The sequence below is a fragment of the Pararhodobacter aggregans genome, assembly GCF_003075525.1.
In the GTDB taxonomy this organism is placed as follows: domain Bacteria; phylum Pseudomonadota; class Alphaproteobacteria; order Rhodobacterales; family Rhodobacteraceae; genus Pararhodobacter; species Pararhodobacter aggregans.
Map to the genome: position 1 here is coordinate 88,804 of NZ_QDDR01000006.1, position 19,882 is coordinate 108,685.

Annotated in this window: 19 protein-coding genes; all 19 read left to right on the forward strand. The window is 68.8% G+C overall.

The annotated features are described in order from the left end of the window. The first annotated feature begins 76 nt into the window (after window positions 1–76). Entirely contained in the window at window positions 77–1,294 is a 1,218-nt protein-coding gene (locus DDE23_RS25060) for a lipase family protein (RefSeq protein ID WP_107752082.1), read from the forward strand. Next, window positions 1,294–2,649: a cytochrome P450 gene (locus DDE23_RS12505; protein WP_107752268.1), complete on the forward strand. Its 1,356-nt coding sequence runs from the start codon at window positions 1,294–1,296 to the stop codon at window positions 2,647–2,649. The genes DDE23_RS25060 and DDE23_RS12505 overlap by 1 nt, the downstream gene beginning before the upstream one ends. A gap of 223 nt (window positions 2,650–2,872) precedes the next feature. Beyond that, window positions 2,873–3,904 carry a TRAP transporter substrate-binding protein gene (locus DDE23_RS12510; RefSeq protein ID WP_107752083.1) on the forward strand — a complete coding sequence of 344 codons (1,032 nt, stop codon included), beginning with the start codon at window positions 2,873–2,875 and terminating at the stop codon, window positions 3,902–3,904. Between the two features lie 85 nt (window positions 3,905–3,989). Then, window positions 3,990–4,994, forward strand: a complete 1,005-nt coding sequence (locus DDE23_RS25415; RefSeq protein ID WP_202863258.1) for a TRAP transporter small permease subunit — start codon at window positions 3,990–3,992, stop codon at window positions 4,992–4,994. Between the two features lie 14 nt (window positions 4,995–5,008). Then, window positions 5,009–6,394 (forward strand): TRAP transporter large permease, encoded by a 1,386-nt coding sequence (locus DDE23_RS12520; RefSeq protein WP_107752084.1) that lies wholly within the window; start codon window positions 5,009–5,011, stop codon window positions 6,392–6,394. Between the two features lie 50 nt (window positions 6,395–6,444). After that, window positions 6,445–7,038 carry a LysE family translocator gene (locus tag DDE23_RS12525; protein WP_107752085.1) on the forward strand — a complete coding sequence of 198 codons (594 nt, stop codon included), beginning with the start codon at window positions 6,445–6,447 and terminating at the stop codon, window positions 7,036–7,038. A 48-nt stretch (window positions 7,039–7,086) separates the two neighbouring features. Then, window positions 7,087–7,452, forward strand: coding sequence for a hypothetical protein (locus DDE23_RS12530; protein ID WP_133239554.1), 366 nt, complete (start codon window positions 7,087–7,089; stop codon window positions 7,450–7,452). A 60-nt stretch (window positions 7,453–7,512) separates the two neighbouring features. Next, window positions 7,513–8,676 carry an isovaleryl-CoA dehydrogenase gene (locus tag DDE23_RS12535; protein WP_107752087.1) on the forward strand — a complete coding sequence of 388 codons (1,164 nt, stop codon included), beginning with the start codon at window positions 7,513–7,515 and terminating at the stop codon, window positions 8,674–8,676. A 4-nt stretch (window positions 8,677–8,680) separates the two neighbouring features. Then, on the forward strand, window positions 8,681–9,256 hold the full coding sequence (locus DDE23_RS12540) for a hypothetical protein (RefSeq protein ID WP_107752088.1): 576 nt from the start codon (window positions 8,681–8,683) through the stop codon (window positions 9,254–9,256). A 100-nt stretch (window positions 9,257–9,356) separates the two neighbouring features. Beyond that, window positions 9,357–9,863 carry a lysozyme inhibitor LprI family protein gene (locus tag DDE23_RS12545; RefSeq protein ID WP_107752089.1) on the forward strand — a complete coding sequence of 169 codons (507 nt, stop codon included), beginning with the start codon at window positions 9,357–9,359 and terminating at the stop codon, window positions 9,861–9,863. A gap of 2 nt (window positions 9,864–9,865) precedes the next feature. Beyond that, a complete protein-coding gene (locus DDE23_RS12550) occupies window positions 9,866–10,324 on the forward strand; it encodes a lysozyme inhibitor LprI family protein (RefSeq protein WP_107752090.1) in 459 nt (152 codons plus the stop codon). Continuing rightward, window positions 10,317–10,790, forward strand: a complete 474-nt coding sequence (locus tag DDE23_RS12555) for a lysozyme inhibitor LprI family protein (RefSeq protein ID WP_157958015.1) — start codon at window positions 10,317–10,319, stop codon at window positions 10,788–10,790. The genes DDE23_RS12550 and DDE23_RS12555 overlap by 8 nt, the downstream gene beginning before the upstream one ends. A gap of 1 nt (window position 10,791) precedes the next feature. Next, a complete protein-coding gene (locus DDE23_RS12560; RefSeq protein ID WP_107752092.1) occupies window positions 10,792–12,342 on the forward strand; it encodes an AMP-binding protein in 1,551 nt (516 codons plus the stop codon). Then, window positions 12,339–13,943 (forward strand): carboxyl transferase domain-containing protein, encoded by a 1,605-nt coding sequence (locus tag DDE23_RS12565; RefSeq protein WP_107752093.1) that lies wholly within the window; start codon window positions 12,339–12,341, stop codon window positions 13,941–13,943. Before DDE23_RS12560 ends, DDE23_RS12565 begins: the two co-directional genes overlap by 4 nt. Before the next feature lie 261 nt (window positions 13,944–14,204). After that, window positions 14,205–14,726, forward strand: coding sequence for a hypothetical protein (locus DDE23_RS12570; RefSeq protein ID WP_133239555.1), 522 nt, complete (start codon window positions 14,205–14,207; stop codon window positions 14,724–14,726). Between the two features lie 160 nt (window positions 14,727–14,886). Next, window positions 14,887–16,818 carry an acetyl/propionyl/methylcrotonyl-CoA carboxylase subunit alpha gene (locus tag DDE23_RS12575; protein ID WP_107752095.1) on the forward strand — a complete coding sequence of 644 codons (1,932 nt, stop codon included), beginning with the start codon at window positions 14,887–14,889 and terminating at the stop codon, window positions 16,816–16,818. Between the two features lie 10 nt (window positions 16,819–16,828). Continuing rightward, on the forward strand, window positions 16,829–17,683 hold the full coding sequence (locus DDE23_RS12580; protein WP_107752096.1) for a ferritin-like domain-containing protein: 855 nt from the start codon (window positions 16,829–16,831) through the stop codon (window positions 17,681–17,683). A gap of 172 nt (window positions 17,684–17,855) precedes the next feature. Further along, entirely contained in the window at window positions 17,856–19,187 is a 1,332-nt protein-coding gene (locus tag DDE23_RS12585; RefSeq protein WP_238149971.1) for a DUF5930 domain-containing protein, read from the forward strand. Further along, window positions 19,177–19,824 (forward strand): bactofilin family protein, encoded by a 648-nt coding sequence (locus DDE23_RS12590; protein WP_170121848.1) that lies wholly within the window; start codon window positions 19,177–19,179, stop codon window positions 19,822–19,824. Before DDE23_RS12585 ends, DDE23_RS12590 begins: the two co-directional genes overlap by 11 nt. Window positions 19,825–19,882 lie beyond the last annotated feature (58 nt).

Genomic DNA, 19,882 nt, shown 5'->3' on the forward strand with positions numbered 1-19,882 from the left:
GCCCCCCTCCTTTGCCGCAGCGGGTTTCCAGCGCCCCGGGATTCGCGTAGCCTTCGGAAAACGGCGTGAGGCAGGCATGGACGGGGCGAGCGGGACGGGGTTCAAGCGGCGCGTTTTCTACGTGCCGGGCTACGATCCTTTCCCGCCCCGCCGCTACCGCGAGTTCTACCGCAAGGAGGGCGCGGCCCAGGCCCGGATCAGTGGCTACGAATTCGCCATGAAGGCCGAGACCGGCAGCGGCGCCTATGTCTGGCGGGTCGAGACGCGGATTGGAGACCAGCCGGCCGAGGCGCGGGTGCAGGTGCTGGTCTGGGCCGATCTGGTGCAGCAATCCATGCGCCGGGGTGTCGTTGCCACCTATCTGCTGCTGGTGCGCACGCTCTGGATCTTCTTCTCGACCGGGGCGCTGGGGGCGATGATACGGCTCCGGCCCGGGCCGATGCTGACCGGCGCCTGGCCGGTGGGGATGCTGACCGGGCAGCTGATCCTCGGGCTTCTGGCGCTGGCGCTGGTCTGGGGGGGGGCGCAGGCGCTGGTCGGCGGGCTGGCCGGGCAACTGCTGGGCGCGGGCCTGGGGGCGCTGGCGCTGGCGGGCGTCATGCAGGGGTTCCGCAAGCTCGATACCCGGCTTTTCGCCTATTACATGCTTTATGATTTCGCCCAGGTGGCGCAGCATCGCGGCGCCTTTGGCGCGGCGCTGCAGGCGCGGCTTGACGGCTTTGCCGAGGAGGTGGCGGCGGCGCTGGCCGAGGGCCATGACGAGGTGCTGGTGGTCGGCCATTCCTCGGGCGCGGCGCTGGCGGTGGCCATCGTCGCGGCGGTCGAGCGGCGGGGGCTGCCCGAGACCGGCGCGCGGCTCGCGCTTCTCACCCTCGGCCAGGCGATCCCGATGCAGGCCTTCCTGCCCGAGGCGCGGCAATTGCGCGCCGACCTGCGCCAGCTGGCCGCCAGCCGGGCCGTCACCTGGGTTGATGTCAGCGCCCGGGGCGACGGGGTCTGTTTCTGGCTGACCGACCCGCCCGCCGTCTGCGGCGTGGCGCCCGACGATCAGCATCAGCCACTGGTCTTCTCCGCCGCTTTCTCGGAGACGCTGGCGCCCGAGACATGGCGCCGGATCCGGCGGCAGTTCTTCCGTCTGCACATCCAGTATCTGGCCGCCTTCGAGCGCCCCCGTGATTACGATTATTTCCAGATCACCGCCGGGCCCATGCTGCTGGCCGACCGTTACCGCGGCCGCGCCCCCTCGCCACAGGTCGAGCGGCGGGTCTATTCGCCGCACCGGAGCCTGCCGTGATCGTCCCGCCCAAGCCCCCCTCGCGGCAGGGGCGCTTCGCCTTCTTCCGGTATCTGCGAAATTTCCGCCGCGACATCCTCAGCGCCAATCCCGAGCGGCTCTACCGCGCCAAGATGGCCGAGTTCCGCATCCCGTTTCTGCACACCTTTCTGGTCAATGAACCGGTGCTCTGGAAGCGGGTGCTGACCGAAGCGCCGGGCGATTTCCCCAAGTCGCCGCGGATGGCGGCGGGGCTGGAGCCGCTGCTGGGGCAGGGGGTGTTCCTGACCAATGGCGCGCTCTGGCAGCGGCAGCGGCGGATCATTGACCCGGCCTTCGAGGGCGGGCGGCTGCGCGACACCTTCCCGGCGATATGGGCGGCGGGGGAGGCGACGGTGGCGCGGCTGCGCGCCCGGGCGGGGGGCGCGCCGGTCGAGGTCGAGGCCGAGATGAGCCATTCGACGGCCGATGTCATCTTCCGCACGCTGTTTTCCGTGCCGATCGAAGACCGCACCGCCAGCGCGGTCTTCGGCGCCTTTCGCGCCTATCAGGGCACGCAGCCGTTGATAAACCTGGCGGCCTTCCTGCCGCTGCCGCGCTGGATGCCGCGGTTCCATCGCCGGGCGACGCTCAGGGCGGCGCGGCGGATCCGGGGGCTGATCGGCGATCTGGTGGCGGCGCGGCGCCGGGCCATCGCCGAGGGCCGCGCGCCCGATGATCTGGCGACCAAGATCATGACCATGGCCGACCCGCTGGACGGGCGGCCCTTCGACGATGCCGAGATGGTCGATCAGGTGGCGGTGTTCTTTCTGGCCGGGCACGAGACCTCGGCCTCGGCTTTGGGCTGGGCGCTTTACCTGCTGGCGCTGGACCCCGATCTTCAGGACCGGCTGGCCGAGGAAGCGGCGAGCGAGCTGACCCCCGATTTCGGTTCCGTCAGCCGGTTGAGACTGGCGCGCGACGTGTTCCGCGAGGCGTTGCGGCTTTACCCGCCGGTGCCAATGATGGTGCGCGAGGCCGCCTGTCCCGCCGAATTCCGCGGACGCCGGGTCGAGACCGGCGCGCAGGTGGTGGTGAGCCCCTGGCATCTGGGCCGCCATCAGGCGATCTGGGAGGATCCCGATGCCTTCTGCCCGGCGCGCTGGCAGACGCCCGAGGGGCGGGCATCGGCGCGGGACGGGTTCATTCCCTTCTCGGCCGGGCCGCGGGTCTGCACCGGGGCGGGGCTGGCCATGGTCGAGGGACCGCTCATTCTGGCGATGATCGCCCGCGACCTGCGGCTGGCCCCGGTCGAGGGCCGCGTGCCGGTGCCGCAGGCGCAGCTGACGGTGCGCGCGGCCGAGGGGATCTGGCTGCACCTGACCCCCCGGTCCTGACCGCGGGCCGGTGTCGTCGGGGCGGGGCAATTTTTCCTTGGACAGGTTGGTAAATTCATTTTACCACTTGAGGCATGGAGCAGGCGCCTGTCGAATTGGCCACATCGGGCTCAGCACGAGGCTTGACGCAACGCTTTCTTCATGTTCGGCTAAACACGCGGCCGCCGACGACGGAAAGGGGAGACTCCGTCCCGGACAAGAGCCGCACACCAGGGAGAGAAACATGAAAAAAATTCTTACCACCTCGGCGCTTGTCGCCGGGCTGACGGCGGGTGCCGCTCAGGCTCAGCAGCATTGGAACCTGCAATCGACCTATGCCGGGTCGCTGCCGCAGCTTGGCACGCTCGGAATCCGTATCGCCGACATGATCACCCAGCTCAGCAACGGCGAGATCGAGGTCACCTTCCAGAACCCCGGTGGCGTGGTCCCCGCGCTCGAGGTGTTCGACGCGGTCGGTTCCGGCGCGGTCGAGGCGGGGTGGTCCACGCCCGGCTATTGGGCGGGCCGGGTTCCGGCGCTGCAATTGCTGGCGGCCGTGCCCTTCGGGCCCCGGGCGTCGGAATACCTCGCCTGGATGAAATTCGGCGGCGGGCAGGAATTCCTGGAAGAACTCTACGAGCCCCACAACATCCATTCGGTGATCTGCGCCGTGATCGCGCCCGAGGCCTCGGGCTGGTTCCGCAACGAGATCCACAACACCGACGAGCTGCGCGGCCTGACCATGCGCTTCTTCGGTCTGGGCGCCAAGGTGATGGAGCGGATGGGCGTCTCGACCCAGCTGCTGGCCGGCGGCGACATCTTCCCGGCGCTGGAACTGGGCACCATCGACGCGACCGAGTTCTCGATGCCGGCCATCGACCTCAACCTCGGCTTCTATCAGGTGGCGCAGCACTATTATTTCCCCGGCTGGCACCAGCAATCGACCTTCTTCGACCTGATGATCAACCTCGACCTGTGGGAAAGCCTGTCCGAGCATCAGCAGCAGATGATCAACACGATCTGCGACGCCAACATCGCCTTTGGCCTGGCCGAGGGCGAGGCGATCCAGATCGACGCGCTGGAGACGCTGGAGAACGAGCACGGCGTGCAGATCCACCGCTGGTCGGACGAGGACCTGGGCCGGCTGGAAGCCGCCTGGGAAGAGGTGGCCGCCGAGCTGGCCGGCGAGGACGCCGACTTCGCCCGGGTGTACGAGAGCTACACCAACTTCCGGCAGCGTTATGCCCGGTGGCGTGACCTGGCCTATCTGGACTGACCCGTCCCTGGCCTGAAATGGGGGCATCCCGCCGGGATGCCCCGTTTTCGCACGCATATTCGACGAACGAAGGGGCAGGCCGGCCATGGGCACGCTATTGTCGATCCTCACCATCGCGGCTTCGGCCGTCATCGTCGTGGTCGATCCCACGTCGATGTGGGTTTTCTACGCGCTGGGGGTGATCCTGGTCTCGCATCTGCTGGCCTGGCTGATGCGGGCCGCGCCGGGCTGGTTCATGGCGGCGACGCTCTTGGGCTGGTCCTCGGTCATGATCGCGACGCCTTTGGCGCTGACCCAGACCCAGCTGAACGGGCTCGCGCGCCTTGTGCGCCGCCAGCGCGAGGGCTGGGAAGCGGCGCAGGCGACGCTCGATTTCTTCGAGCCGCTGGTGCCCTATGCGACGCCCCTGCTGCTTGCGGTGACGCTCTATTTCGTGGTGATGGCGGTGCTGGCGCTGCGGGGCGCGCGTGAGGGCGCCTCGGCCTACATGCTGCAAGCCTCGGACCATCTGGCCCATGCCTGCACCGTGGTGGGCAAGGCCGCGGCCTTCCTCTTCGTGCCGATGATGCTGATTATCCTCTACGACGTCTTCCAGCGCAAATATCTGGGCTACAACCCCGATTTCACCACCACCGACTGGTACAAGATGTTCACCTCGACCCGCCTGCAAGAGATGGAATGGCATCTGCATTCCGTCCTCTTCCTGCTGGCGCTGGGCTATGGCTACGTCAAGGACAGCCATGTCCGCATCGAGCTGGTGCGCGACACGCTGCGGCCGCGGACCCGGGCCTGGGTCGAGCTGTTCGGCGCGCTGCTGTTTCTGGTGCCCTATTGCTATGTGGTCATCGAATACGGCACCGAGAACGCGCTCAGGGCCTTCAACATCGGCGAGGGTTCGGACGCGCTGACCGGCCTGCCGCATCGCTTCATCATCAAGGGCATGCTGCCGGTGGGCTTTGTCTTCGTGGCGCTGGCGGGGCTGTCGGCGGCGCTGAAATGCCTGGTCTATCTCTTCGGGCCCTCCAGCCTGCGCGCGGCCTCGGGCCAATACGCGGGCGATCATCCCCCCACCCAACCCGCCGACGCCTGACCGGAGCGCCCCGCATGGAAAATGTCATCTACTACATGCCGCTGATCATGTTCGGCGTGCTGGCGATCGTGCTCTTCACCGGCTACCCGGTCGCCTTCATCCTCGGCGGGATCGCGCTGCTTTTCGCCGTGCTGGGCGATTGGGCGGGGGTGTTCCGGCTGGACCAGATCCAGCTGGTGCCGCTGAGGATCTACGGCGGGACCATGGCGAGCCTCGTGCTGGTCGCCATCCCGATGTTCACCTTCATGGGCACGATGCTGGAGAAATCCGGCGTCGCCACCGACCTGCTGGAGGCGCTGCAGGTGCTCTTGCGCAAGGTGCCGGGGGGGCTGGCGCTGTCGGTCACGCTGATGGGCACGATCATGGCCGCGACCACCGGCATCATCGGCGCCTCGGTCGTGATGATGACGCTGATGGCGCTGCCCGTCATGATGAAGGCGAATTACTCGATCCCCTTGGCCACCGGCACCATCGCCGCCTCGGGCACTTTGGGCATCCTGATCCCGCCGTCCATCATGCTGGTCATCATGTCCGACCTGCTGTCGGTGCCGGTGGGGACCGTCTTCATCGCCGCCATCGTGCCGGGGTTGCTGCTGGCGCTGCTCTATACGCTCTACATCTTCCTCCTCTGCCGCTGGAAGCCGCATCTCGCCCCGCCGATGCCGGACGAGATCGGCCCGGCCACAAGGGGCGAGTTCTGGCGGATGATCTTCCGGTCGTTCCTGCCGCCGATCTTCCTGATCCTCGCCGTGCTGGGCTCGATCTTCGCCGGCCTCGCCACGCCGACCGAGGCCTCGGGCGTGGGGGCCGCGGGCTCGGTGCTGCTGGCCTGGTTCAACCGGCGCCTCACCTGGGAGACGTTCAAGGATGTCTGCTACCGCTCGGCCCTGACCGGGGCGATGCTGTTCGGCATCTTCGTCGGCGCGACGGCTTTCAGCTTCGTCTTCAAATCCATCGGCGGCGAGCATCTGATCGTCGAATTCATCCAGAATTCCAGCGTCGGCCCCTGGTCGATCCTGTTCGTCCTGATGGCCATGGTCTTTGCGCTGGGCTTCTTCTTCGACTGGATCGAGATCACGCTGATCGTGCTGCCGATCTTCGCGCCCATCGTGGCGCTTCTGGATTTCGGCGGCCATGTCGGCGAATGGGCGGGGATCTCCAACCCGATCGTCATCTGGTTCCTGATCCTGGTGGCGGTGAACCTGCAGACCAGCTTCCTGACCCCGCCCTTCGGCTTCGCGCTCTTCTACCTCAAGGGCGTGGCCCCGCCCGAGGTCAAGATCCAGATGATCTACAAGGGCATCATCCCCTTCGTGGCGCTGCAGGTGCTGGGGCTGTTCCTCTGTGTGGTTTTCCCCTGGATCGTGCTCTGGCTTCCAAGCTGGGCGCTGGGCGGATAGACGGGGACCCGGGCGGCGGACAATCCGCCGCCCGTTTTCGCTGAGGCGCCATGTTCTTCGATCCGCTGCTTTACACCTTCGTCTTCCTCGGGCTTTTCACCCCGGGGCCGAATGTCATCATGCTGACCGCCTCGGGCGTGCGCTTCGGTTTCCTGCGCACGCTGCCGCATCTTTTCGGCGTGGTGGTCGGCGTGGGCATCACCGCGGGCGTTACCGCGCTGGGCGTGGGGGCGGCGGTGCAGGCCTCGCCCACGCTGAATCTGGTGCTGCGGCTGGGCGCGGCCGGGTTCATCCTGTGGATGGCCTGGGGCCTCTGGAAAGCCTCTGCCAGGCCGCGCAAGGCGGCGGACCCCGACGAGAAGCCCCTCAGCTTTGTCGGTGCGGTCCTTTTCCAGTGGATCAACCCCAAGGTCTGGGCCGTGGCCTTCGCGGCTTCCGCCGGGTACTCCGCCGGGCTGCCCGCAGGGATCGAGGCCGCGCGCCTCGCCACGGCGTTTTCGTCGCTGAACCTGCTGGTCTGCCTGTTCTGGACCGCTGCGGGCTCGCTGCTGACCGCGCTGCTGTCGGCGCCGCTGGCGTGGAAGATCTTCCTGCGGTTCATGGCGGTGCTCTTGGCCTTCACCACGCTCCTGATCTTCCGCTGACACAAGTTTGCGTTGCGCGGGCCGGACGGGCATGGCCCAATGCGGCGCATGACCGACCGTGACCCCCCGGCCGACAAGGCCCGTGACCGCCAGAGGCAGCGCAAGATCGCCGCCAATTCCTCGGACAAGGCCGCGCGCAAGCATGCGCCGCGGATCAAGGCCATGGGCAACCGCCAGACCCGGCGGCTGGACAAGCAGGCGCTGTCCTCGGCACCCGAGGAGGCGGCCGGACAGCCCGAGGGGTTGAAGACCCGGCCCCGCCATTGGGGGACCGAGAACGCCGCCGACCGCCGGGCCGAACGGGACGCCGAACGCGCCTGGCTCGATGCCAACCAGGTCGGGGATCGGCCGGGCCGGGGCCGCGCCCAGTTCAAGCCGTGGCGTCACGAGGATCAGGGACCGGATTTCGTTTGACCGAATCCGGCCCCATGCATAGGAATTGAACAGCTGTTCAATTCGGGGGAGGGAAGGGCCATGTTCACCGCATCCATGAAGTTCGACCTGGGCGAAGACGTCAACGCGCTGCGCGAGACGGTGCATCGCTGGGCGCAGGACCGCGTCAAGCCGCTGGCGGCCGAGGTCGACAGGACCAACGCCTTCCCCAACGCGCTCTGGCCCGAGATGGGCGATCTGGGCCTGCTGGGCATCACCGTGCCCGAGGAATACGGCGGCGCCGGGATGGGGTATCTGGCCCATGCCGTCGCGGTCGAGGAGATCGCGCGGGCCTCGGCCTCGATCAGCCTGTCTTACGGCGCGCATTCCAACCTCTGCGTCAACCAGATCAAGCTGAACGGCTCGCCCGAGCAGAAGGAGAAATACCTTCCGGGCCTCGTCAGCGGCCGCAACATCGGCGCGCTGGCCATGTCCGAGGCGGGGGCGGGGTCCGACGTGGTGTCGATGAGCCTGCGCGCCGAGAAGAAGAACGACCGCTTCATCCTGAACGGCACCAAGTACTGGATCACCAACGGGCCGGACGCCGACACGCTGGTCGTCTATGCCAAGACCGATCCCTCGGCCGGGTCCAAGGGCATCACCGCCTTCCTGATCGAAAAGACCATGGCCGGTTTCTCGACCAGCCCGCATTTCGACAAGCTGGGGATGCGCGGGTCGAACACCGCCGAACTGGTGTTCGAGAATGTCGAAGTGCCCTACGAGAACATCCTCGGCGAGGAAGGCAAGGGCGTCCGCGTCCTGATGTCGGGCCTCGATTACGAGCGCGTGGTGCTGGCCGCCATCGGCCCCGGCATCATGGCCGCCTGCCTTGACGAGGTCATGCCCTACATGCGCGACCGCAAGCAATTCGGCCAGCCCATCGGGTCCTTCCAGCTGATGCAGGGCAAGATCGCCGACATGTACACGGCGCTGAATTCGGCCCGCGCCTATGTCTACGAGGTCGCCAAGGCCTGCGACCGGGGCGAAGTGACCCGCGCCGATGCCGCCGCCTGCTGCCTTTACGCCAGCGAACAGGCCATGGTGCAGGCGCATCAGGCGGTGCAGGCGATGGGCGGGGCCGGGTTCATGGCCGATTCCGTCACCAGCCGCCTGTTCCGTGACGCCAAGCTGATGGAGATCGGCGCCGGCACCTCGGAAATCCGCCGCATGCTGGTCGGGCGCGAGCTGATGTCCGCGATGGGGTGACGCGATGGCGGTGTTCAGCCTGCCGTGGGACCATGCGCCCGTGATCCGCTGCCGCCATTGCCGCGGCCCGGCCACCTATGCCACCCCCGGCCGCATCGCCGTCACGCCAAAGAACGAGGCCTGGGTCCGGGCTTCGCGCCACCTGACGATCCGCCAGAACCACGACCCCCGGGGCCCGGCGCAGATCGCCCTCTTCGACAACCGCGACGAGGCACAGGCGGCGATCCTGGCCGATCACCCCGATTGGCATGAGCGGATCCGCTATGACCTGCTGCGGACCTGGCCCGAGGACGAGCCCTTGCGCGTGACCTGCCACCGCTGCGGCACGGTCGAGACCCGGGTGGTGCGGGACGAAGACCGGTTCTTTCAGGTCGAGTACCGGGGACAGACCCTCTGGGCCGCGAATCGCGACCATGCGCAGGCGCTGATCGACTTCATCGAGGGCGCGGACCGCCGCCGCCTGCCCGACGACGAGACCCGCGCCTGGGCCCGCCGCATCCCCACGCATTTCCTGACCGCCAAGGGGCGCGAGACCATCGTCAAGCGGCTGAGGCGGCTGATCGAGGAATACGAGGCATGAACCGCCCTTGCCCGCCGCGCGCCCCGACCGCCTGTCGCAGCCCCGGGCGCGGCGATAGCCCGGCCCGCTCCATTGGTTCTTCCGTCAACAAGGCTTCTTCATGACCCGATTTCTTGCTCTTCTCGCCCTCATCGCCACCCCTGCGCTGGCCGAGGAACCCTATGACAGCTTCTCGACCGGCATCGCCGATTGCGTCGCCGCCACCGACGGGATCGAGGCCGGGCGCGCCTGCATCGGCACCGGGGCCGCTGCCTGTTTCGACGGGGCGCCGGATGGCCAGACCACCACCGGCATGATGTTCTGCGGGCTGGCCGAGCGCGACGTCTGGGACCGGCTTCTGAACGAGGAATACGGCCTCGCCCGGGACGCCGCCCGCGCCGCTGACGAGGCCGAACGCGCGGATTTCCCCGAATTCGCCCGTCGGGTTGAACAATTGCGCGACGCCCAGCGCGCCTGGATCGCCTATCGCGACGCCAATTGCGCCATGGAATACGGGCTCTGGGGCGCCGGGAGCATGCGCCAGATCGCCGGGGCGGATTGCCAGCTGCGCATGACCGCCGGGCGGATGCTGGAACTGCGCGCCTACCGCCAGCAGCTGGGGGGCTGAGGATGCGGCTTTTCCTCCTGCTTCTGCTGGCCAGCCCGCTGCGGGCCGAGGAGGCGCCTCTCGCCTCCCCGGCGCCACTGCTGGACTGTCTGGCAGCGTCAGGAGGAGGGGCCTGTGTCGGCACCATGGCCGGAGGCTGCGAGGCCGAGGCCGGGCCGGGCAGCGAGGGCCTCTGCCGCGGGGCCGAAACCGCGTTCTGGCAGGCCCGGGCCGAGGCCGCCCTCAGCCTCCTGCGCGACGGCGAGAGCGAGGTGCAGGCCCGCGCCCGCCGTCTGGGCTGGCCCGAGCCCGTCCCCACGCTCGACGCGCTGTCGCAGGGGTTCGAGGCCTATCGCCGCGCCGCCTGCGACTGGCGCGCCGCCTCCTGGGACGGGATCCACGCGGGCCATGAGCAACAGGATTGCCTGATGCGCCTGACCGCCGGACATGCGCTGCTGCTGGAAGGGATGCTCGATGACTAGGCGCTGGCCCTTGCTTCTCCTGCTCGCTGCGCCTGTCGAGGCGCAGACTCTTGCCCTGGTGCCGGTGGTGCTGGACGCCTGCCGGATGACGCTGACGGCGGCGGAATGCGCCGGCCTCGCCACACGGGCCTGTCAGGGCGACAACCCGACGACCTACAGCGGGACGCTCTGCCTGCAAGCCGAGTACGAGCACTGGCAGGCCGCCATGCTGCGGGCGCTAGATGCGGCGGAAGCGGTTGCACGCCAGAGAGATGCCGCCGAACAGCGTGAAGAGGGGCCTTCGCGGGTGCTGGGCCTGATCGCGGTTCAGGGCGCCTGGGAGAATTTTCGCAACGCTCGCTGCCATTACGACGCCCTGAGCTGGTGGGGCGGCAGCGGGGCGGGCATGGCCGAGGGCTCTTGTCTGGTGCGTCTGACTGCGGCGCAGGTCGATGATCTGGAACGTCTGGCCGGGGGGGAGCGCTGAGATGCTGCCCGCCGCCGGCTCTTATCAGGCGCTTTGCGACGACTTCCGCTGGCAGATCCCGGCGCGGCTGAACATGGCGCGGCAGGCCTGTTTCGACCGGGCCGAGGTCCAGCCGGACCGTCCGGCGATCCTCGATCTTTCCACCGGCACCCGGCGCGACGTGACCTATGGCCAGCTCGCCGCCATGGCCCGGGGGCTGGCCGCGCATCTGGCGGGGCAGGGCGTGCGGCCCGGCGACCGGGTGGCGGTGCTGCGGGCCCAGGATCCCTGGACCGCCGCCGCGCATCTGGCGATCTGGACGCTGGGGGCGATCAGCCTGCCGCTATTCACCCTCTTCGGTCCCGAGGCGCTGGCCACCCGCCTGTCGGACGCCGGGGCAACCCACGCTGTCACCGATGCCGAGGGCGCGGCCCGCCTCGCGGCGTTGGGCGTGACGGCGCATGTGCCCGAAACCCTCGCCCTGCCGCCCGCTGGCCCCGACCCGCTGGACACCGCGTCCGAGGACCCGGCGGTCCTGATCTACACCTCCGGCACCACCGGCGCGCCGAAGGGGGCGCTGCATGCCCACCGGGTGCTGACCGGCCATCTGCCGGGGGTGGAGATGAGCCATGACCGTCTGGGCCAGCCCGGCGATGTGCTCTGGACTCCGGCCGACTGGGCCTGGATCGGCGGGCTTTTCGACGTGCTGATGCCGGGGCTGGCGCTGGGCCTGCCGGTGGTCGCCGCCCGCCTGCCGAAATTCACGCCCGAGGGCGCCGCGCGGGTCATCGCCGAGGCCGGAGTGCGCAACGTCTTTTTCCCGCCGACCGCGCTGAAGATGCTGAAGGCGGCGGACCTCGCGATCCCCGGCCTGCGCTCGGTCGCCTCGGGCGGCGAGCCCCTGGGGGCCGAGATGCTGGACTGGGGCCGCCGCGCCTTCGGCCTCGCGATCAACGAATTCTACGGCCAGACCGAGGGCAACATGATCGCCTCCTCGGCCGGGTCGCTGTTCCCGGCGCGCCCGGGCTGCATCGGCAAACCGGTCCCGGGCCATGACCTGGCGGTGCTGGGGCCGGAGGGGCCGCTGGGCGAGGGGGTCGAGGGCGATATCGCGGTGAAACGCGGCTCGGCCTCGATGATGCTGGGCTATTGGCAGCGGCCCGAGGCGACGGCCGAGAAATTCCGCGGCGACTGGATGCTGACCGGCGACCGCGGCCTGTGGGAGGACGGCTATCTGCGCTTTGTCGGGCGCGAGGATGACGTCATCACCTCGGCCGGTTACCGGATCGGCCCGTCCGAGATCGAGGATTGCCTGCTGCGCCACCCCGCCGTCGCGCTGGCCGCGGTGATCGGCCTGCCCGACGCCCAGCGCACCGAACGCATCCGCGCCTATGTCGTCCTCAAGCCCGGCAACGAGGCGACCGAAGCCGAGATCCAGTCCCACATCCGCACCCGCCTCTCGGCCCATCTGGTCCCGCGCGAAGTGCGCTTCGCCGCGGACCTGCCGATGACCGTGACCGGCAAGATCATTCGCAAAGACCTGAAACGCAGGGCCCAGGAGGAGACCCCATGAAACTCCAATCCCACATCCTCACCGGCTCGGACGCCTTCAAGGCCAACCGCGCCGCCCATATGCAAGCGCTGGAGATCGTCGCCGAGGCAGCGGCGCAGGCGGCCGAGGGGGGCGGGGCCAAGGCCCGGGCGCGGCATATCGAGCGGGGCAAGATGCCCCCGCGCGAGCGGGTCGCCAACCTGCTGGACCCGGGTTCGCCCTTCCTCGAGATCGGCGCCACCGCCGCCCACGGACTTTATGACGGCGCCGCCCCGGCCGCAGGCGTCATCGCCGGGATCGGTCTGGTGCACGGGCAGGAGGTGATGGTCGTCTGCAACGATGCCACCGTGAAGGGCGGCACCTATTACCCGATGACGGTGAAGAAACACCTGCGCGCGCAGGAGATCGCGGCCGAAAACATGCTGCCCTGCGTCTATCTGGTCGATTCGGGCGGCGCCAACCTGCCCAACCAGGACGAGGTCTTCCCCGACCGCGACCATTTCGGCCGCATCTTCTACAATCAGGCCAATATGTCGGCCCGCGGCATCCCGCAGATCGCCGTGGTCATGGGTTCTTGCACGGCGGGGGGCGCCTATGTCCCGGCCATGTCGGATGTGACCATCATCGTGCGCAATCAGGGCACGATCTTTCTGGCCGGTCCGCCGCTGGTCAAGGCCGCGACCGGCGAGGTGGTCAGCGCCGAGGATCTGGGCGGCGGCGATGTGCATACCCGCCTCTCGGGCGTGGCCGATTACCTGGCCGAGGATGACGCGCATGCGCTGGCGCTGGCCCGTCGGGCCGTGGCGCAGCTCAACCGCCGCAAGCCCGAGACGGTGCTGATGCAGGCCTCCGAGGAACCGGCCTATGACCCTGACGAGATCCTGGGCGCCGTGCCGGCCGATCTGCGCACGCCCTACGACATCCGCGAGGTGATCGCCCGGGTCGTCGACGGTTCGCGCTTCGACGAGTTCAAGCCGCGCTATGGCGAGACGCTGGTGACGGGCTTCGCCCATCTCAAGGGCTGCCCGGTGGGGATCGTCGCCAATAACGGGGTGCTGTTCAGCGAGGCGGCGGTCAAGGGCGCGCATTTCGTCGAACTCTGCAGCCAGCGCAAGATCCCGCTGGTCTTCCTTCAAAACATCACCGGCTTCATGGTCGGCCGGAAATACGAGAACGAGGGCATCGCCCGGCATGGCGCCAAGCTGGTGACGGCGGTGGCCACGACCTCGGTGCCGAAGGTCACGATGCTGGTGGGCGGCTCGTTCGGGGCGGGCAATTACGGCATGGCGGGGCGGGCCTATCAGCCGCGGTTCCTCTGGACCTGGCCCAATTCGCGGATCTCGGTGATGGGTGGCGAGCAGGCGGCGGGGGTGCTGGCCACCGTCCGGCGCGAGGGGATCGAGCGGCAGGGCGGCCAATGGTCGGCCGAGGACGAGGCCGAATTCAAGCGCCCCACCATCGAGATGTTCGAGCGCCAGTCGCACCCGCTCTATGCCTCGGCGCGGCTCTGGGACGACGGGATCATCGACCCTCGCCGCACGCGCGAGGTGCTGGCGCTGTCGCTGTCGGCGGCGCTGAACGCCCCCATCGGGGAGACGCGCTTCGGCGTGTTCCGCATGTGAGCGGGGGAGGGGATTCGGGCCGCGCAGGCGCCGCTTGCCCGTCGGGCGGGAATGCCTTGCGCGGGTTCGCGGCAGGATTGTGGCTGGCAAAAGATGATTCGCGCTCAGGTTGCGCGACAATCCGCGGCACCCGGCACGGGGGCAGCGGCGCCAATGCACGCGCCCTTAAAGGCATGTTGGCGCCAACATTAACGTCGATTCCCCGGAAAACCGCTGAAAACCGCCCAATTTCCGCCGTATTGGCGGGAGATTTTGGGGATCATGCCCCGTGTATCCAACCTCTCCTCTCCTGCCTGCGTGCGACGCATCCCGTCGCCCGGCGATCTGCGCAATCTGCGCCGCAGCATCGCCCGGGAAGGGCGTCGGCGGCGCAGCCGCTGGACCACGCCGCGCATGATCGTGGCCGCGCTGGTCATGCTGATCCTGGCGCCGGTTGCCGGGGCGCTCGCGGGGGTCAGTGGCGGCAGCGCGTCGGTGATCTCGACCTCGGGCTGCCGGTTGCTGTCGGTGGTGGATGGCAACACGGTCGAACTGTCCTGCCCGGGCGACGAGGTGCGGCATCACCATGTCATGGGTCTGACTTCGCCGCCGGTCCTGGGCGCCCGCTGCCTGGCCGAGGCCTGGTGGGGCCTCAGGGCGCATGTCTCTCTCAGGGCGCAGGTCTGGCAGGCCGAAACGCTGGCCTTCGTCGAGGAACCGCGCGCGCATCTGGTGCTGATGCTGGCCGATGGTATCCCGATCCACCGGCTGGTTCCGACGCCGCCGCCCGATCCCTGCGCCTGACGCGCGGGGCAACTGCGCGCTGCGCCTCTTCTCCCGATAACCCGATCCGTACCGCCGCCGGTTCCCTCCGCGCGGCGCTTTCGGCATTTCCCCTTTCCCCCCGTGACCCGGCCGGTGCCCCAGGTGCCGCGCCGGGCGCCGTCCGACCGGAGGTCCGCCCATGTTCGACTGCATCCTGATCGCCAACCGTGGCGAGATCGCCTGCCGTGTGATCCGCTCTGCCCGGGCGCTGGGCGTGCGTACCATCGCCGTCTATTCCGACGCCGACGCGGGCGCCGCCCATGTCGCGCTGGCCGATCAGGCGGTGCATATCGGCGGGCCGCGGCCTGCCGACAGCTACCTGCGCGGCGACCGGATCATCGCCGCGGCGCTCGCCACCGGGGCCAAGGCCATCCACCCGGGCTATGGCTTCCTGTCGGAGAACCCCGATTTCGTCGAAGCGGTCGAGGCCGCGGGCCTGACCTTCATCGGCCCCTCGGCCAGCGCGATCCGCGCCATGGGCCTCAAGGACGCGGCCAAGGCGCTGATGCAGGAGGCGGGCGTGCCGGTGGTGCCGGGCTACATGGGCGCCAATCAGGACCCCGAGCATCTGGCGGGCGCGGCGGATGGCGTGGGCTATCCCGTGCTGATTAAGGCCGTGGCGGGCGGCGGCGGCAAGGGCATGCGGCTGGTCGAACGGCCGCAGGATTTCCGCGACGCGCTGGAAAGCGCCCGGGGCGAGGCGGCGACCGCCTTCGGCAATGCCGCCGTGCTGATCGAGAAATACATCGAGCAGCCGCGCCATATCGAGGTGCAGGTCTTCGGCGACGGCACCCGCGCCGTGCATCTCTTTGAACGCGACTGCTCGCTGCAACGCCGCCACCAGAAGGTCATCGAGGAAGCGCCCGCCCCCGGCATGACCGAGGCGATGCGCGCCGCCATGGGCCAGGCCGCCGTGCGCGCGGCCGAGGCGATCGGCTACAGGGGCGCGGGGACCGTCGAATTCATCGTCGATGGCTCGAAGGGTCTCAGGCCCGACGGTTTCTGGTTCATGGAGATGAACACCCGCCTGCAGGTGGAACACCCGGTGACCGAGCTGATTACCGGCGTCGATCTGGTGGAATGGCAGCTGCGCGTGGCCTCGGGCGAGGATCTGCCCGCCCGGCAGGAGGATCTGGCAATCCGCGGTCACGCCTTCGAGGCCCGCCTCTATGCCGAGGACGTGCCGGCGGGCTTTCTGCCCGCGACCGGTACGCTGACCCATCTGACCTTCCCCGAGGGGGCGCGGATCGATTCGGGCGTGCGGCCGGGCGACACGATCAGCCCCTGGTACGACCCGATGATCGCCAAGGTCATCACCCATGGCCCGACCCGCGCCGTGGCTCTGGCCCGGCTGCGCGCGGCGCTGGAGGGGACGCAGGTGGCGGGGTCGGTGACCAACCTCGCCTTCCTCGGCGCACTGACCCGGCATGCGGGCTTCGCGCGGGGCGAGGTGGACACCGGCCTGATCGGCCGCGACATCGCCAGCCTCACCGCCGAGCCTCCGGTCGAGGATGCGATGGTGGCGCTGGCGGCGCTGACGGCGGCGGGCGCAGGGCAGGGCGGGACGCTGGAGGGCTTCGCCCTCTGGTCGCCCTTGCGACAGACCGTGACCCTGGACCTGGGCGAGAAGCGGTGGAATGTCGTCCTGACCCGCACCGCGCCCAACTGGACGCTCAGGATCGGCGCGCGGGAACTTGAGGCCGAGCGCCGCGCCGGAACCTGGTGGATCGACGGCACCCGCGCGCCCGAGGCGGCGCTGACCGCGCCGGGCAGGGTCTCGGTCTTCGGGGCGTGCATCGTGCATTTCACCCTCCCCGATCCGCTGGCCCGCGAGGGTGATGCCGGGGCTGCGGCGGGCGTGGTGCTGGCGCCCATGCCGGGGCTGGTGAAGGCGGTCTTCGTCAGCAAGGGCGAGGCGGTGGTCAAGGGCGCCCGACTTGCGGTACTGGAGGCGATGAAGATGGAACACACGCTGACCGCCGGTCGCGACGGCATCGTTGCCGAGGTGCTGGCGGGCGCGGGCCAGCAGGTCGAGGCGGGCGCCGCCCTGATCGCGCTGGAGGACGAATAGTGGAAGACGCATGACCGACCTGCCCGCCACCCTTGCCGCCTGCGCCGATGCGGTGCTGACCACCGCCGACGGCCGCGCCAAGACCGCGCTGTCGAAGCGCTGCGCCGAGGCGTGGTTCGCAGGCCGGGAGGCGGGCACACCGATGCCCATCGGCACCGGCAACCCGCCCGACAACCCGGCCCGGCCGGAAAAGCCCGAACTCCTGAACCCGCGGGACATGCCGCGGCGGCGTCCGGGCAGCGCCGCGGGGCGGCTGGCGCTGCTGCATGCGGTGGCGCATATCGAACTGAACGCCGTCGATCTGCATTGGGACATCATCGCCCGCTTCACCGCCACGACGATGCCGATGGGTTTCTACGACGACTGGGTGAAGGCCGCGGCCGAGGAATCCAAGCATTTCAACCTGGTCTGCGACGTGCTTGAGGGCCTGGGCTCGCATTACGGCGCCTTGCCCGCCCATGCCTTCATGTGGCGCGCGGCGGCGGATACCCGCGACGACCTGCTGGGACGGCTCGCCGTGGTGCCCATGGTGCTGGAGGCGCGGGGCCTCGATGTCACGCCGTCGATGATCGCGCTGTTCCAGAAGGCCGATCTGCCGGGCGCCGTTTCCGCATTGGAAACAATCTACGCCGAAGAGGTCAGCCATGTCGCCTATGGCTCCAAATGGTTCCACTTCCTGTGCGGCCGGGCCGATATCGACCCCAAGGAAGCGTTCCACGATCTGGTGCGGCGCTATTTCCACGGCGCGCTGAAGCCGCCTTTCAACGAGGAAAAGCGCGCCGAGGCGGGGATTCCCCCTGATTTCTATTGGCCGCTGGCCGATGAGGTGTCACCCGCAGGGCACAGCCGCAACACAAGGCCGTAAGCGATTCGATTTCGGCGGTTTTTCGCCGATCCGGCGGAACGTTGCCGATGCAAGGGGAACCGCCCGGCCAAAACGGTTGCCTGCCTGAAAAGCGCTCGTTAACAGTTTCTCCAACCTCCGCGGCCGTGGTCAGCGGAGGGTAACCTGCGCCGTTCAATCGCAAGGGGGACCTGTGAGGGCCTGGATAGACCACCTGAATACCAAGCTCGAGCGCTTTCTGCCCGAGAAACGCCTGTTCCTGCGTTCCGAGACCAGCACCCGGTTCGTCCGTCTGCGACCCGTCGCGCAAGCGTCCATCCTGACCATCGCCTCTGGCTACATGGCCTGGAGCCTGGTTGCCACCTCGATCCTGTTCTTCGAGGTGATCGGCTCGAACGACCTGCGCGAAAGCGCCCGCCGCGAGCAGAGCTATTTCGAGACCCGTCTCAACGAGATGGCCGCGCAGCGTGACAACGCCCTGATCGAGGTTCAGGCCTCGTACCGCCGTTACGGCGAGGCGATGGACCGCGTGGCCAACATGCAGACCGCGCTCATGGAAGGCGAGCAGCGCAACGCCGAACTGACCCGCGGCATCGACGCGCTGCAGGCGACGCTGCACAGCACCACCACCGCCCGCGACCAGGCCGAGGCCCAGCTGGCCGAACTGGAAGCGCTGGACGCCAATTCGCAACTGGCCCAGACGACCGAGGACCTCGACGAGGTCGAACAGACCCTCGATTTCGTGCTGACCGCGCTGGACCGTACCGCCGACGAGCGGGAACAGATCCGCGCCGTGGCCGATGGCGCCGCCCGTCAGGCCGAGCATCTGGCACTGGAATACCGGCTGATCCAGGACCGCAACACGCGCATCTTCACCCAGCTCGAGCAAGCCGTCGAGAATTCGATCCAGCCGCTGGAACGGATGTTCAGCGCCGCGGGCCTGTCGTCGGAAACGCTGCTGCGGCAGGTGCGGGCGGGCTATCAGACGCGCTCGGCCTCGCTGCAACCCATTTCGATCTCGACCTCGGGCACCATCGATCCCAATTCCGACGAGGTGCGGGCCAATTCCGTGCTGGCCGCGCTCGAGGAAATCGACGCCTACCGCATCGCGCTGCAACGCACCCCCTTCGCGCTGCCGGTCACCAGCGTGCGCGTCAACTCGCCCTTCGGCTATCGCCGCGACCCGATCACCGGCGGTCGGCGGCTTCATGCCGGTCAGGATTTCGGCGGCGCCCGCGGCACCGCGATCCATGCCACGGCCGATGGCACCGTGAGTTTCGCCGGCCGGCAAAGCGGTTACGGCAATCTGATCATCATCCAGCACGATTTCGGCTTCGAAACCCGCTATGCCCATCTCAGTAGCATCGGCGTGAGAGAGGGCCAAAGGGTCTCGCGCGGGGACCGTATCGGTGGTATGGGATCGACTGGCCGCTCGACGGGCACGCATCTGCACTACGAGATCCGTGTCGGTGGCAACCCCATCAATCCCATGACCTACATAAGGGCAGCACAGAATGTTTTCTAAGAGCAGGATCAACGAAACCGCCGGCCGCGCGGAAGCCCCGCGCGCGTCCGAATCGGCAGCCTCCGCGCCGGTCTCGGCGCCGGTCTCGCGGCCCTCGCTCGACATGGGCGGCAACGTGGGTGCCGGTTCGGCGCCGAAGCCCAAGCCCGCGGCCTCGGTCTTGTCGGCCGATCTGCAGATCTCGGGCAACATCCGCACCTCGGGCGATGTGGTGATCGAGGGCGTCGTCGATGGCGACATCCGCGCCCATCTGCTGACCGTGGGCGAAAGCGCCACCATCCGTGGCGAGATCATCGCCGATGACATCGTCATCAACGGCCGGGTCATCGGTCGGGTGCGCGGCCTCAAGGTCCGCCTGACCTCGACCGCGCGAGTCGAGGGCGACATCATCCACAAGACCATCGCCATCGAATCGGGCGCCCATTTCGAGGGGTCCGTGCAGCGTCAGGATGACCCGCTGGCCTCGTCGAGCCAGTCGGCCGCCGCCAGCGCCAGCGCGTCGTCGGCCCCGCGTCCGGCCGCCGCCGCGCCGCAGCCCGCCGCTGCGCCGGCGCCGGCCGCGCGTCCCTCGATGCCGGCCGAAGCCAGCCGCCCCGCCGCCCCCAAGGCGCCGATGGACAGCAAAGCCTCGCAATAAGCGCGGACCGATCCAGAGACAGGAAGCGGGGGGCCAGCGGCCCCCCGTTTTGCGTTTC

Bases quoted from the DNA above. Each gene is read 5' to 3' on its own strand.
- DDE23_RS12535 (WP_107752087.1), top strand. From the start codon at position 7,513: ATGTTCACCGCATCCATGAAGTTCGACCTGGGCGAAGACGTCAACGCG.
- DDE23_RS12575 (WP_107752095.1), top strand. From the start codon at position 14,887: ATGTTCGACTGCATCCTGATCGCCAACCGTGGCGAGATCGCCTGCCGT.
- DDE23_RS12520 (WP_107752084.1), top strand. From the start codon at position 5,009: ATGGAAAATGTCATCTACTACATGCCGCTGATCATGTTCGGCGTGCTG.
- DDE23_RS12550 (WP_107752090.1), top strand. From the start codon at position 9,866: ATGCGGCTTTTCCTCCTGCTTCTGCTGGCCAGCCCGCTGCGGGCCGAG.
- DDE23_RS12565 (WP_107752093.1), top strand. From the start codon at position 12,339: ATGAAACTCCAATCCCACATCCTCACCGGCTCGGACGCCTTCAAGGCC.
- DDE23_RS12555 (WP_157958015.1), top strand. From the start codon at position 10,317: ATGACTAGGCGCTGGCCCTTGCTTCTCCTGCTCGCTGCGCCTGTCGAG.
- DDE23_RS12540 (WP_107752088.1), top strand. From the start codon at position 8,681: ATGGCGGTGTTCAGCCTGCCGTGGGACCATGCGCCCGTGATCCGCTGC.
- DDE23_RS12530 (WP_133239554.1), top strand. From the start codon at position 7,087: ATGACCGACCGTGACCCCCCGGCCGACAAGGCCCGTGACCGCCAGAGG.
- DDE23_RS12525 (WP_107752085.1), top strand. From the start codon at position 6,445: ATGTTCTTCGATCCGCTGCTTTACACCTTCGTCTTCCTCGGGCTTTTC.
- DDE23_RS25415 (WP_202863258.1), top strand. From the start codon at position 3,990: ATGGGCACGCTATTGTCGATCCTCACCATCGCGGCTTCGGCCGTCATC.
- DDE23_RS12510 (WP_107752083.1), top strand. From the start codon at position 2,873: ATGAAAAAAATTCTTACCACCTCGGCGCTTGTCGCCGGGCTGACGGCG.
- DDE23_RS12580 (WP_107752096.1), top strand. From the start codon at position 16,829: ATGACCGACCTGCCCGCCACCCTTGCCGCCTGCGCCGATGCGGTGCTG.
- DDE23_RS12560 (WP_107752092.1), top strand. From the start codon at position 10,792: ATGCTGCCCGCCGCCGGCTCTTATCAGGCGCTTTGCGACGACTTCCGC.
- DDE23_RS12545 (WP_107752089.1), top strand. From the start codon at position 9,357: ATGACCCGATTTCTTGCTCTTCTCGCCCTCATCGCCACCCCTGCGCTG.
- DDE23_RS12590 (WP_170121848.1), top strand. From the start codon at position 19,177: ATGTTTTCTAAGAGCAGGATCAACGAAACCGCCGGCCGCGCGGAAGCC.
- DDE23_RS25060 (WP_107752082.1), top strand. From the start codon at position 77: ATGGACGGGGCGAGCGGGACGGGGTTCAAGCGGCGCGTTTTCTACGTG.
- DDE23_RS12570 (WP_133239555.1), top strand. From the start codon at position 14,205: ATGCCCCGTGTATCCAACCTCTCCTCTCCTGCCTGCGTGCGACGCATC.